The 13744-nt window shown below is 39.6% G+C and carries 9 protein-coding genes; 3 read left to right on the top strand and 6 right to left on the bottom strand.

The window, feature by feature from the left end; all coding sequences use genetic code 11:
- Positions 1–12 precede the first annotated feature (12 nt).
- Positions 13–3018 (bottom strand): TAT-variant-translocated molybdopterin oxidoreductase, encoded by a 3006-nt coding sequence (locus tag B4B65_RS03955; protein ID WP_201681581.1) that lies wholly within the window; start codon positions 3016–3018, stop codon positions 13–15.
- Between the two features lie 43 nt (positions 3019–3061).
- Complete coding sequence (locus tag B4B65_RS03950; protein ID WP_201681580.1) at positions 3062–4336, bottom strand: cytochrome c3 family protein; 1275 nt, start codon at positions 4334–4336, stop codon at positions 3062–3064.
- A gap of 371 nt (positions 4337–4707) precedes the next feature.
- On the opposite strand from B4B65_RS03950, the gene B4B65_RS03945 reads away from it, so the two are divergent.
- Positions 4708–5205 carry a methionine-R-sulfoxide reductase gene (locus B4B65_RS03945; RefSeq protein ID WP_293913511.1) on the top strand — a complete coding sequence of 166 codons (498 nt, stop codon included), beginning with the start codon at positions 4708–4710 and terminating at the stop codon, positions 5203–5205.
- Between the two features lie 15 nt (positions 5206–5220).
- Here the strand turns inward: B4B65_RS03945 and B4B65_RS03940 are convergent, their stop codons facing one another.
- Positions 5221–6228 carry a LacI family DNA-binding transcriptional regulator gene (locus B4B65_RS03940; RefSeq protein WP_201681578.1) on the bottom strand — a complete coding sequence of 336 codons (1008 nt, stop codon included), beginning with the start codon at positions 6226–6228 and terminating at the stop codon, positions 5221–5223.
- Positions 6229–6395: 167 nt separating this feature from the next.
- On the opposite strand from B4B65_RS03940, the gene B4B65_RS03935 reads away from it, so the two are divergent.
- Together B4B65_RS03935 and B4B65_RS03930 are read left to right on the top strand one after the other, a co-directional pair.
- Positions 6396–8681: a GH92 family glycosyl hydrolase gene (locus B4B65_RS03935; protein ID WP_293913508.1), complete on the top strand. Its 2286-nt coding sequence runs from the start codon at positions 6396–6398 to the stop codon at positions 8679–8681.
- A 118-nt stretch (positions 8682–8799) separates the two neighbouring features.
- The gene (locus B4B65_RS03930) at positions 8800–9126 is read left to right on the top strand and encodes a DUF493 domain-containing protein (RefSeq protein ID WP_002997042.1); all 327 of its coding nucleotides are present in this window, start codon (positions 8800–8802) and stop codon (positions 9124–9126) included.
- 171 nt (positions 9127–9297) lie between these two features.
- Here B4B65_RS03930 and pnp read toward each other — a convergent pair whose 3' ends face one another.
- The 3 genes from pnp to B4B65_RS03915 form a co-directional block, all read right to left on the bottom strand.
- The gene (gene pnp / locus B4B65_RS03925; RefSeq protein WP_293913504.1) at positions 9298–11487 is read right to left on the bottom strand and encodes a polyribonucleotide nucleotidyltransferase; all 2190 of its coding nucleotides are present in this window, start codon (positions 11485–11487) and stop codon (positions 9298–9300) included.
- Between the two features lie 299 nt (positions 11488–11786).
- Positions 11787–12065 (bottom strand): 30S ribosomal protein S15, encoded by a 279-nt coding sequence (rpsO, locus tag B4B65_RS03920; RefSeq protein WP_003008102.1) that lies wholly within the window; start codon positions 12063–12065, stop codon positions 11787–11789.
- 69 nt (positions 12066–12134) lie between these two features.
- Entirely contained in the window at positions 12135–13349 is a 1215-nt protein-coding gene (locus B4B65_RS03915; protein ID WP_293913501.1) for an acyltransferase family protein, read from the bottom strand.
- Between the last annotated feature and the right edge of the window lie 395 nt (positions 13350–13744).

Genomic DNA, 13744 nt, shown 5'->3' with positions numbered 1-13744 from the left:
TATTGAACAAGATTAAGCCTCAAAAGTGTTTCTAACTTTTGTCATATAACCAATACCTGGTTGTACGTTGATTTCTTCAAGAACATAGTAAACGCGTTCGTTACGTAATGCTTTTGAAACTTCTGACTCTGGATCGTTTGCGTCTCCGAAGATGATAGCATTTGCAGAACAAGCCGCCTGACATGCCATTTTAATATCACCATCTTTAACTTTACGGTTTTCCATTTTCGCATGCAATTTACCTGCCTGTATACGTTGGATACACATTGAACATTTCTCCATTACCCCACGTGAACGAGAAGTAACATCAGGATTCAATACTAATTGTGTAAATTCGTTATTCAGGTAATTGTCGAAACGGGAATCATTCCAGTAGTTGAACCAGTTGAAACGACGTACTTTATAAGGACAGTTGTTCGCACAGTAACGCGTACCGAAACAACGGTTATAAGCCATATGGTTAAGACCTTCAGAAGAGTGAACAGTCGCCAGTACCGGACATACTGTCTCACATGGTGCGTGAGCACAGTGCTGACATAACATCGGCTGGTGTACTACTGTTACATTTTCGAAATCTTTGATATGCGCAATTTCTTTCTCTTTTGTATATTCTTTACCTTCTTCTTCAATCGTGTAATAACGGTCAATACGTAACCAGTGCATCTCACGACGACGGCGTACCTCGTCACGACCTACAACAGGAATATTATTTTCAACGTTACATGCTACGATACATGAGCCACAACCTGTACATGCATTCAGGTCGATCGCCATTACCCATTTGTGACCAGGTTGCTCAAATTTGTTCCACAAATCATATGTTTTGTGATTATCTGAGAATTTACCTGATTCAGAAGCCGGGTTTTTAAGGTATTGTGCAAATGAAGTCTCACGGATAATGTTACGACCTTCAATTGTGTGGTGTGTCTGTGTCTGTGCTAATTCGTACGTACCGGATGCTTTGGTAACTTTTGCTTTGGATACAAACTGTACAGTACCGTTGATCAGGCTAGCAAACGGATAAGCGTTCACCCCTACTCCGTTACCTGCTTTACCTACTTTCTCACGTCCGAAACCTATTGCAACAGATACTGTCTTCATCGCCTGTCCAGGTTGAAGAAGAACAGGAAGATCTACTTTGTAGCCGTTTGCTTCTACTGTAACAATTCCATTCTCACCTAAGCCTAACTCTTCTGCATATGCAGGGTTAAGTGCAGCATAGTTATCCCATGTTACTTTAGATACCGGATCCGGTAACTCTAACAGGTAAGCATTATTTCCGTAGCGACCATCACGAACTGTAGTAGGTTCGTATAATTTCAACTCTACATCACCTGCAATATTCTTAGCAGCAGCAGCAATTGCTGAAACAGCAGTATTTACGTTACCAGCAAAAGTTGCGGCACTTCCTGAAGCTGTTCCTTTGAATACGAAACCAGTTTGTAAAACATCTTTCCATGTTTTACCTGATCCCGGAAGGATTGCAGATTCCCATGTCTGTTTTACGAAGTCGTAAATATTTGTAGTATCACCAGCCCAGATCAGCAAACTTTGTTCAGCTTGTCTGGTGTTGAATACCGGATTGATTGTCGGTTGTACGATAGTGTAGTATCCTTCTGTAGCAGAAGCATCACCCCATGATTCCAGGAATGTACTGTTAGGCGCAATAGCTTTCAATAAAGAAGCAGTTTCGTCAGCACGATCTGAGAAAGAAAGGCTGAATTCGACTTTTGCCAATGCATCTTTTACATCACCTGCTTTGAAATACGTGTAGGCAGGGTTCGTGTCCAGGAAGAAAGCTACTCCTACCTGACCAGATTTAGCATCTGTAAGGAATTGCTGGAAAGCAGCATCAGATCCCTGATGTTGTTTGCTGAAGTTATTAAGATCGATAACAGGTCCGTAAGCGTTAAGAGCCGCATTGATCGCATTGACCAACACCTGTACATTCACGTCATTAGATCCTGAAACGACTACAGAAGCACCTTTGTTAGCTAACAATTCTTTTGAAGCTAATTTAATTGCTGTCTGTGCTTTTTGTACTGTTATACCACCTGCAAGATTTGAACCTGTGATCTCATTATACAGCGAGATCAGAACAGCTCCTTCTTCAGAAGGTTTGATTGCAATACGCACATCGGCATTTGTTCCGGTCATACTTAATCCAGATTCAAATTGGATGTGACGTGACATTTTACCATTTTTCAATGATTTGTAGTCACGGTTTTTCATATAGTCCTGCGTATGTTCTTCACCAGCCAACCAGCTTCCTAAGAAGTCTGCAGCTACTGAAACTACGACCTGTGCTTTATCAAAATGATAAGTCGGGATGACAGCTTTACCAAAGCTTTGGTTATTCGCTTCTGAAATACCGTTGTAAGATACTGCATCTACCTGAACAAGGTTAGCAGTAGGATATTTGCCCGTTAATTTTGCTATTGCGGCTAAAGTAGAAGGACTGTTGATCGTGGAAGCAACAATTGTAATTTTCTTGCCAGCAGCAGCAGCTTTATCCAAAGCAGCTTTTACTGTGCTATCCAATTTAGACCATTCAACGTCTTTACCTCCGATTTGAGGATTCTGAACTTTAGACATGTCGTACAGATCCAACACCGATGCTGATGTTGCAGCGTCTGTACCCTGAGTCAAACCGATAGAATTCGGGTTTGCCTCTAATGAGATCGGACGGCCTTCACGTGTTCTTACTAATACACTCTGTCCGTTGAAAGACGAAGCGTAAAAGTTAGGTATACCTGGAGTTACCTCTTCAGGTTTGATCACATAAGGCACAGCCTTATGCACTGGTGTACGGTTACAAGCTGCTAAAGTTACAGCACCTAAACCAAAGCCCAATGCTTTTAAGAAATCACGGCGAGGAGTTTTAGTACTCAAGCCGGCTTCATTCAATACATCTTCTACAGGAATTGATTCGGCAAACTCTCCCTTGCTGTTTTTTACAAAAGCAGGCGTTTGATGCAATTCTTCCAAACCTTTCCAATATTTCTTGTTGCTATCCATTTAAGCTGTATATATAAGATTGCGTATTCCTAAATAATAATTATTAATAGTGACATTTACCACATTCCAGACCACCAATCATCGCTGCAGTCATCTTCTCACCCTTCTTCAATTTCTCGTGAGCTTCAATTAACTGGTCATAGTATTTATTGTCAGTATTTACTTCTGTTTTTCTGTGACAGTCTACACACCATTTCATGGTTAACTGTGAATACTGGTACACTTCTTCCATATCCTGAATAGGACCGTGACATGTCTGACACTCTACTCCTGCTACCACTACGTGTTGCGAGTGATTGAAGTAAGCAAAGTCTGGCAGATTGTGGATACGGATCCACTGGATCGGACTAGGATTATCGCCATATTGACGTGTATCCGGATTGTAATCCAATGCTTTGTAGATTTTCGCGATTTCCGGAGAGATCTCACCATCGTAGTGCTCAGACGCTGTTACTGTATTGTGACAGTTCATACATACATTCGCAGATGGAATAGAAGCATTCTTCGATTTGAAAGCTCCTCCGTGACAATACTGACATTCGATCTTATTCACACCAGCGTGTAGTTGGTGCGAGAATTTAATTGGCTGTACAGGTTTGTACCCTTCATGCACACCGATATTCCACATTGTTTTCCAACCGGCAACTGATAATACAGCTACGATCATCAACACGGCGAAGAACACCAGTTTCTTGTTTTTGACAAAGCTCTTAGCGAATGCCAGATAACGGCTATCAGTACCTGTACCAAGATTTGCATCTTCAGCGATCTGATTTTTAGCGATTACCTTCTCTAATGTTTTAGAAACACGGTTCAGCAATACAATCACCACCAATGCCAACAGGATAATACCTGCCATACCCAGGATAGACCAGTTAGAAGCTCCTGTATTTTCTACAGCAGCACCTCCTTTAGCACCTCCTTTATCCGGATTGTCAGCTTTTGCACTTTCAGCATCGATGTATGCCAATACACTTTTGATTTGATCGTCAGACAAATCTGTGAAGGCAGTCATCACCGATTTGTTGTACTCTTCAAAAATGGCTATCGCATCCGGATCACCGGAAGCGATTAACGCTTGCGAGTTTCTAACCCATTTGATCAACCATTCCTGATCTTTGGTTTTTGTAATGTCCTTCAAAGCAGGACCAACTAATTTTCTGTTAATCGCGTGACAAGATGTACATTTAGATTTGAAGATAGCTTCACCTTCCTTAGCATCCTGCGCATGCGACACAGTCGTAACGGCAAATAACAATACCAAACTAACTGATATTGACTTCGCAAGTCTTCCCAAAACGGATGAGATATTTCTCATATTTAGCACTTTATACTATTTATTTATGAATATAAAAATTTTTAATCCGACTATATAAGAAGACACTCCTCCCATATAGTGCCACAAAAGTATAACTTATTAAGCAATCGCTGACAATTTCATGACGTAATTTATCAATTTATAATCATTCTAAACAAATTGGATTTTTCGCCCCTCGTGATTCATGGTAGAACAACTGTTTTTATAGCTCTGTTCAACGGATTTAACGTTATTTTTGTTTTTCTGATGACAAATATACCCCAATATATTAGGATATTTACTGCTGGAAACAGACAAATATTCGGCAAAACCAAAGCCCTGAAAAAGCGAATCGCCGTGTCATCATAAACTAAAGTAATGACAGTCATTTTATGCTAAGAAAATTATTTATATCCCTCTCTGTCATACTGTCTTTATGGATCATTGGCACCACGTTTGCAACCGGTTCATTTTACTCCGGAGAAAATACAAGCGACACTATAAAAAACACATTAAAGATGGACGATAACAGCAAATACAACGAACTGACTCCTGAAGAAGAATACGTAATCTTACGTAAGGGAACAGAATACCCTTTTACCGGAACTTTATTGGAAAACAAGAAAAAAGGCACTTATATCTGTAAAAGATGCAATGCCCCACTCTATCGCTCCGAAGACAAATTTGAATCTCACTGTGGCTGGCCAAGTTTTGACGATGAGATAAAAGGAGCCGTAAAACATGTCCCTGATGCGGATGGCAGACGTACAGAGATCGTCTGTAACGCTTGTGGTGCACATCTGGGACACGTATTTACAGGTGAACAGTTCACCGCTAAGAATACACGTCACTGTGTCAATTCTATATCCATGAAATTCGTGGAAGATTAAAAAATCTCACTCTGATCAGTTTGCACTGATCAGAGAGGATTCTCTTATTTTGAGTTCACAAGGCAATACAACCTGCTTTAGTTTCTTATTTTTTCCTTGTATCTGTCCCAACAGCGCTGTGATAAGCTCATCTGCAATTTCAGCAATAGGCTGAGACACGACAGTAATGGACGGTTCATACAGCTTGAACAGTGTATGATCATCAAATGCAACCATTGCTGGTAGTTTCCGCTGATTGATTTTCACGGCTTTCAGGCCGTCAATAGCCAGATAATTGGTTGCAAAAACGACAGCATCCAGTCTGTTATCCTCGATGAATTCATCGATCTCACGTACCCGCTCCTCTTCCGGAGCATCCTGCTGTACCTTTTTAATAAAAGCCTGCTTCTTATATTTGTCTATACCTTTCATATAACCTTCCAACCGGTCTCTCATCTGTGTCTGATCGGAATACAGCGAAACAAATCCAACACGCTTGAATCCCTGTCCGATCAGATGATCGGTAGCATCATAGGCACCTTTAAAATTGTCAGTAATCACATAATTGGTTTCCACATTCGCGAGATAACGGTCAAAAAGAATAAGAGGTACATTATTCTGTTGTAATTGTGTGATGGTTTCATCCAATCCTTCAGAAGGAGTGATAATAAATCCGTCAATCTGACGATCGTAAAACATCTGGATAAGCTCCTTGGATTTTGTTTCGTCATTGTCCATACTACAATAGATAATATGGTATCCGCTGGCATAAGCTTTTCCTTCGATCAGTTTAGCAATATTGGAAAAGAAAGGGTTCGAAATATCCTCTACCAGCAAGCCTAAAATTTTAGTTTTCCCAGTGCGCAAACTTTTAGCAAGTTGGTTTGGTTTATATCCGACTTTCTTCACGTGATCAAGCACACGCTTCGTCAGACCATCGCTAATTCGCTTTTCTTTGGCTTTATCATTTAAAATAAAAGAAACGGTGGTGACGGAGATGCCCAAGTCTTTAGCAATATCGCTAATTAAAATTCTTTTCTTCATCCTGTAACTGTATAGGTAAAATTGATTGAATAACGAAGCTAAAAAATTTTTAGCATATAATCTATTATAATTTTTACAAAATTGCTAAAAGGTTTTAATAGGCATATTTAAATATTTTTTGTAATATTATCCTTATTTTAATAACAATCTATAAAAACAAATACTGAATGAAAAGTGCAGGAATTAAAGTTTTAATCTCCATAGTTGCCTCAGCAGGCCTTAGTCTTTCATCTGCTCAGGCTCAAAATTTCACCCAATATGTGGATCCTCTGATCGGGTCTGCAGGACATGGCCACGTATTCGTCGGTGCCAATGTTCCGTTGGGAGCCGTACAATTAGGTCCGACCCAGATCGCTCAGACCTGGGACAAATTCAACGGATGGGATTGGGTAAGCGGATATAATTTCAAAAGTAAAGATATACTGGGATTTACACATACACATCTCAGCGGAACCGGTATCGGAGATCTGAATGATATTATGATTGTACCGGCTAATGGTAAGCTGCAACTTCAACCTGCTCAATTTGACAAAATGGATACGGGATATGGCTCTCATTTTGCCAAAGAGAATGAAAAAGCTGTCCCCGGACTATACACTGTGTATCTTGACGATTACAAGGTAAAGGCTAAACTGACGGCATCTGAGCGTGTAGGATACCATCAATACACGTATGAAAAGACAGACAACGCACATATCCTGATTGATCTTGCATTTAAGATGAACTGGGATAAAACTACAGATACTTACATTAAGCAAATCAATGACAGTACATTCGTAGGTTACCGTTTTTCTACAGGATGGGCCAATGATCAGAAAGTATACTTCGCGCTGAAAACTTCTGTTCCAATCCAGAAAGTCGACTTTTATGATGATAAAACCCCAAAATTGGGAAGTCACGTTGTAAAGGGACTTGGAATAAAAGCTGCACTATACTTCGACGCTGTTAAAAACAAAACTATTGAACTAAAAGTCGGACTTTCTCCTGTCAGTACAGTCAATGCATTGGCCAATATTGATACCGAAATACCGGGATGGAATTTTGATAAAACAGCGGCTCTTGCAGATACAAAATGGAATAAAACACTTGGAAAAATTGACTTTCAAGGTGACGCAGATACCAAGAAAATATTCTACACTGCTTTATACCACACCTATTTTGCCCCGACTATTTTTAATGATGCAAACGGTGACTACTTAGGTACAGATAAACAGGTATACGAAAAACAAGACTTTACAAATCACACGGTCTTCTCACTTTGGGACACCTATCGTGCTCTGCACCCTTTGATGACAATTACTGAAGAACCGCAGGTTGTACGTGATTTTATTAAGTCTATGCTTGCTATCTATGAGCAACAAGGCAAATTACCGGTATGGCATTTACAGGGAAATGAAACAAACACGATGGTAGGCCTTCCGGCTATTCCGATTATTGCTGATGCAGTACTAAAAGGATTTCTGACGAAAGAAGAAGAAGAAATGGCATGGGAAGCTGTCAAAACAACAGCCATGGGCTATGATAACGGCTTACGTTTTGTGCGTGATCTGACTTATATTCCTATCGACAGCATGGATCACGAATCTGTAGCCTGGGCGCTGGAATATGCTATCGCTGATTTTGGTGCGTATAAAATAGCAGAGAAATTAGGTAAACAGGAAGATGTAGCCTATTTCCAAAAGCGTTATAAACTGTATGAGAAGTACTTTGATAAAGAAGTAGGACATTTTGTTGGCAGACGTGTCAACGGAGAATTCCGCAGACCATTTAATCCTTTAATGGCTAAACACCGTGAAAACGACTATTGTGAGGGAAATGCATGGCAATACACCTGGTTAGTCCCTCAGGATGTAAAAGGCCTGATCACCTTATTCGGGGGAGAAAAGAACTTCCTGAAGAAACTGGATGAATTCACGACTATGTCATCCCAGCTTGGCGACGAAGCTTCTCCAGACATATCAGGGCTGATTGGTCAATATGCGCAGGGTAATGAACCCAATCACCACATCCCTTACTTGTATGCTTATGCGGGCGAACAATGGAAAGGTGCAGCATTGGCAAGAAAAGCGATGACTGAATTTTACACTTCAGCCCCTGATGGCTTATGCGGAAATGATGATGTGGGACAGATGAGTGCCTGGTATGTATTTTCGGCTATGGGCTTCTACCCTCTTAACCCGATGATCGGAACTTATGTGTTCGGATCACCATTAATGGAAAAGGCAACTATTAATCTACCTAACGGAAGCAAATTTGTTATTAATGTCAAAAACCAAGGCAAAAACAATACGTATATCAAATCAATCAAACTTGACGGAAAACCGTATCACAAAACCTATATCACACACAGTGACATCAGTAAAGGTGGTCAGCTTGAAATCGAAATGAGCAGTACAGCAAATAAAAATTTCGGTAAGAACAAAGACAGCTGGCCATCAGCTATAGAAAACTAAGAAGAAGGGTTGCTTAATGGATTAAGCAACCCTTCTTTTTTGCCTGACAGAATGACATCCAAAACACAAAGGAATAGAATTTGTTAATACTATAATGTAACTAAAAAAGGAGATTAAAATGAGTAATTTGAAAAATATAAATATTCAGGACATCGGTGATGGAAACGATAACCAAAAAGATTTCTACACAACTTTCAAAGAAAGATTACAGGATGTAGAAACTTTTCCAAGTGTTTATACCTTCAAATTTATTTTACCAAAAGACGAAGAGCAATTGAATCAGATCAAATCTATTTTTTCAGGAAAAGATGCTCAATTCTCTTTAAAAGAGTCTAAAACCGGAAAATACAATTCCATAACTGTTAACGTAACGGTAAACGATGCGGATGAAGTTGTACACTACTATCAGGAAGTGGCTAAAATAAAAGGTGTTATCATGCTGTAACGAGCAGAATAAGAAACATCATCCAAAAGGCATTCTGAATTAAATCAGAATGCCTTTTTTAGTTACCCCTTCTTTCCTTGTAAAAATTATATTTCCTCTGCTATCCAGCAAAAAAAGACAATAAAAAAGCCCACCAAAGGTGGGCTGTTCTTTATCTAAAGTTCATCAGGATTACGCCTGAGGCGCATCGTTCTGAGGTGCCTGTTCAGCACTTTTTTGCTCTTGCTGAGGTTTGTCTTCTCTCGGAGGACGAGGCAATAATGCTTTACGTGAAAGCTTCATTTTACCTTGTTTATCTACATCTAACAATTTGACAGTAACTTTATCTCCTTCTTTGAAGATTCCGTCCATTGTTTCATAACGTTTCCAATCGATTTCTGAAATATGTAACAATCCGTCTTTACCCGGCATGATTTCTACGAAAGCACCAAATGGCATGATAGATTTCACTTTACCTTCATATGTAGCACCAATCTCCGGTTTAGCTGCGATCGCTCTTATACGAGCTGTAGCTTCATCGATAGCAGCTTTGTTATCGGCGAAGATCTGTACGATACCTTTGTTATCCACCTCTTCGATTGAGATAGTAGCTCCGGTTTCGCGTTGCATCTCCTGAATAATCTTACCACCTGGCCCGATAACAGCACCGATAAATTCTTTATCGATAATGATCTGAATAATGCGTGGTGCATGTGGTTTGTAATCTTCACGAGGAGCAGAAATGGTTTTAGCCATCTCTCCAAGAATATGAAGACGAGCTTCTTTGGCTTGATCCAAAGCTTGTGTCAACACTTCCCATTTAAGACCATTGATCTTAAGGTCCATCTGACAAGCTACGATACCATTAGAAGTACCTGTTACTTTAAAGTCCATATCACCCAGGTGATCTTCGTCACCAAGGATATCGGATAAGATTGCATATTTACCTGTTTTCTCATCTGTGATCAGACCCATTGCAATACCGGATACAGGAGCTTTCAGTTTCACACCTGCATCCATTAACGCCAATGTTCCGGCACATACAGTCGCCATTGATGACGAACCGTTAGACTCCAGAATGTCGGACACTACACGAATCGTATATGGGTTTTCAGCATCTGCTGGTAATACTTGCTTCAATGAACGCATAGCCAGGTTACCATGACCTACTTCACGACGACCAGGACCTCTGTTAGGTCTGACCTCACCTGTAGAGAATGCAGGGAAGTTATAGTGCAGGATAAATTTGTTGTATCCATTGATAAATGCACCGTCTATCATCTGCTCATCGTCTTTAGCACCCAGAGTAACTGAAGTCAATGATTGTGTTTCACCACGTGTGAATACTGCAGATCCGTGGGCAGCCGGAAGGTAATTCACTTCTGACCAGATCGGACGTACTGTACGTACATCACGACCATCCAGACGGATTCCTTCGTCCAGCACTAAATTACGCACTGCATCGTACTGTACATCGTGAAAATATTTTTTAGCCAGGAATTTTGTATCATCATCGATTTCTTCTCCAAGTGTAACGAAGAATTCTTCACCGATCTCAGAAAATTTCTCTCCACGTTCGTGTTTTGTTGAACCTGATTTTGCGATTGCATATACTTTATCGTATGTAGCAGCAAAAATCGCTTCACGTAACTCAGGGTTTGAAGGTTCGTGATTGTATTCACGTTTCACAGTAGCACCGACAAGATTAGCCAATTCTACCTGTGCAGCGATTTGTTTCTTTATAGCTTCGTGAGCGAAAGCAATTGCTTCAACCATTTCAGTCTCTGAAATTTCATTTGCTTCACCTTCCACCATACCGATATCCTGTGCAGAACCTGCTACGATAAATTCTAAAGTAGCACGTTCCAGATCTGATAATTTCGGGTTAATGACCAACTCGCCGTCGATTTTAGCAACACGAACTTCTGAAATAGGACCATTGAAAGGAATATCTGAAACTGCGATAGCAGCTGATGCAGCAAGACCTGCTAATGCATCAGGCATAATATCTTTATCTGCAGAGATCAGGCTGATCATTACTTGTGTATCTGCGTGATAGTTTTCAGGGAATAACGGGCGTAAAGCTCTGTCTACCAAACGAGAGATCAACACCTCATAGTCTGACAATCTGGCTTCACGACGTAGAAAACCACCAGGGATACGGCCTGTAGCCGCATATTTTTCTTGATAATCTACGGATAAAGGTAAAAAGTCTACTCCCGGCTTAGCTTCTCTTGCAGAAACAACTGTAGCCAGCAACATCGTATCACCTTGTTTGACGACTACTGAACCATCAGCTTGTTTAGCCAATTTACCAGTAGACAGTTCGATTTGGGTGCCATTACCCATATCGATAATTGTTTTGATTTCGTTATAACTCATTTTTTGTTCATTGTGACACGCTTTTCATCATTTTGGCAGCGCGTCAATATATTAAAACTTTTAAATTCAGCACAAAGGTAAGATAAAATATCTAAAGTGAAACAGTCCTGACAAGGAGTTATCCACCAAAATACCTTACCGGCAGGCAAGAGTTTAACCGGAGGTCAGGATATGTTGCGAATTACAGGAGATATCAAGCTTAAAGAAAGGCTCTATACCTTTCCCAATTAGATCATTAACCATAAAAAAAGGCTGCTTATCTTTCGATGAACAGCCTTTTCATGTGTTTTACTAAAAGCTTATTTGATAATATCACGTAAACCTAAGCCTTTGATGATCGCACGATATCTTTCGATATCTTTCTTGTAAAGATATGCTAACAAAGAACGACGTTTACCTACTAATTTCTGTAGTGAACGTTGTGTTGCGAAGTCTTTTCTGTTGTTTTTCAAATGCCCAGTTAAGTGAGCAATTCTTTTAGTGAATAATGCCACCTGACCTTCAGTAGATCCTGTGTTTGTAGCTGCTCCGGCAAATTCTGCGAAGATATCAGCTTTGTACTCTTTACTTAAATACATCTCTTGAATAATATTAAAGCGTTAAAAATTCTGTTAATTGGCTGCAAAGATAGGCATTAAAACTTTAAATTACACCTTTATATAAATTTTCTTTTTATCCAGTATATAGCAGATCACCCACATAAAAGCAAGAAAGCATAGAGAATACGCAAAAGATCCGACTTCAGGCGGACCTGGCAATTGCGCACAAACATGGGAATAGAACCAGTTGAGTGCATTGGTATAAGCCGGCAGACCATCTTCTCCTACTCCATCCGGTATACGCCATAATCCGACTAAGCGCGGCAACAAACCGCTTAACACAAAAATGAACAAAGGATTTTTACCGAATACATCAAAAAATCGCGTCAGACTATTTTTAACCCCTTGAACTTCTATAAACCAGATCATACTTCCAATATTCATTATACCCAAACCAGTTGTATACAATACATACGAACTCGTCCAGATCTTCTTATTGATCGGAAAGCCTAAAGACCATATCCATGCCAGAACAACCAAAATAAAACCGGTCACAAACAATCCGGACAATAATTTAAAGTGGGGTTCATGGGACGCCGGAACTTTTTTCCATAACCAGTCTACCTGCCCCTGCTTCTTGATATAAGTACCGGCAAGATAGCCCAGTACAACTTGTACAATTGCAGGCAGTGTACTCATCAGTCCTTCCGGATCAAAGGGAACTCCTTCTCCTTTATATACATGCGCAACTCCTAAAATCTGAATATCGTATGCGGTACCAAACCAGCCCTGTAAGCTGTATGGATCTCCGGGTGTTCCCAAAAATGCACAGATAGCCCAGTACAATACTAAAATCAAGGTTGAAATCCAGATAATAGCCTTTTCCCTGAAATAGTAAGCAATGATAGAGGCAAAACAATACGCTAATGCGATCCGTTGTAATACACCTAATATACGTACTCCACGCATCGGATCATCTGCATAACTCCATTGCTTAAAGACAAGCGTATCCTGCGCCCATTGCACAAAAGGCCACCAGTTGATAAAAAGACCTATTAAAAATATAAGAACTGTTCTCTTCAATACTTTTTGCCAGAAAACAGCAGGTCCAGCCTCCTGTAACCGCGGAATTACAAAAGACATTGCGTTCCCGACTGCAAACAGAAAAAATGGAAAAACAAGATCTGTAGGTGTACAGCCATGCCATTCTGCGTGCTTGAGAGGTGCAAACATATGCCCCCATGATCCAGGATTGTTAACCATGATCATAAGTGCGACAGTAGCTCCTCTAAATACATCCAGAGAATAATAACGTTGTTTCATGGGATAATGTGTCTGTTCTTATTTTGAAGTAAGAAGTTGTTTGATATAAAATAGGATTACAGGAGCTAATATAGAAAATATTTGACTTGCTCCCGTACTATTTAACAAAAACATACCTTTTGAAGCATTTTTATATTCTAAACATGCATAAAAGTGCATTTGAAACATTCCCCCTCTCTTCAAAAATATAAAAAGACATTAATATTAATAACAAGTTAATTTCTAAAAGTAAAGAAAATTTACAAATGCAATTCAAAATTTAATGCTGAAAGTAACTTTCAGAATAAAACCTAAAAAATGAACAAAACAAAATTAAAACTGAAAAAATTCAGAAAAAATTAACATAAATACATCATTTATTAATTTAAATAAAAAATACTTTATAATTTTTATGA

It is taken from the genome of Sphingobacterium sp. UBA5789 (assembly GCF_002418355.1).
In the GTDB taxonomy this organism is placed as follows: Bacteria; Bacteroidota; Bacteroidia; order Sphingobacteriales; family Sphingobacteriaceae; genus Sphingobacterium.
The sequence above is the reverse complement of the archived record's forward strand: the minus strand, read 5'-3'. Positions and strand labels throughout refer to the sequence as shown.

Bases quoted from the DNA above. Each gene is read 5' to 3' on its own strand.
- B4B65_RS03935 (WP_293913508.1), top strand. From the start codon at position 6,396: ATGAAAAGTGCAGGAATTAAAGTTTTAATCTCCATAGTTGCCTCAGCA.
- B4B65_RS03955 (WP_201681581.1), bottom strand. From the start codon at position 3,018: ATGGATAGCAACAAGAAATATTGGAAAGGTTTGGAAGAATTGCATCAA.
- rpsO (WP_003008102.1), bottom strand. From the start codon at position 12,065: ATGTATTTAAGTAAAGAGTACAAAGCTGATATCTTCGCAGAATTTGCC.
- B4B65_RS03945 (WP_293913511.1), top strand. From the start codon at position 4,708: ATGCTAAGAAAATTATTTATATCCCTCTCTGTCATACTGTCTTTATGG.
- pnp (WP_293913504.1), bottom strand. From the start codon at position 11,487: ATGAGTTATAACGAAATCAAAACAATTATCGATATGGGTAATGGCACC.
- B4B65_RS03915 (WP_293913501.1), bottom strand. From the start codon at position 13,349: ATGAAACAACGTTATTATTCTCTGGATGTATTTAGAGGAGCTACTGTC.
- B4B65_RS03930 (WP_002997042.1), top strand. From the start codon at position 8,800: ATGAGTAATTTGAAAAATATAAATATTCAGGACATCGGTGATGGAAAC.
- B4B65_RS03940 (WP_201681578.1), bottom strand. From the start codon at position 6,228: ATGAAGAAAAGAATTTTAATTAGCGATATTGCTAAAGACTTGGGCATC.
- B4B65_RS03950 (WP_201681580.1), bottom strand. From the start codon at position 4,336: ATGAGAAATATCTCATCCGTTTTGGGAAGACTTGCGAAGTCAATATCA.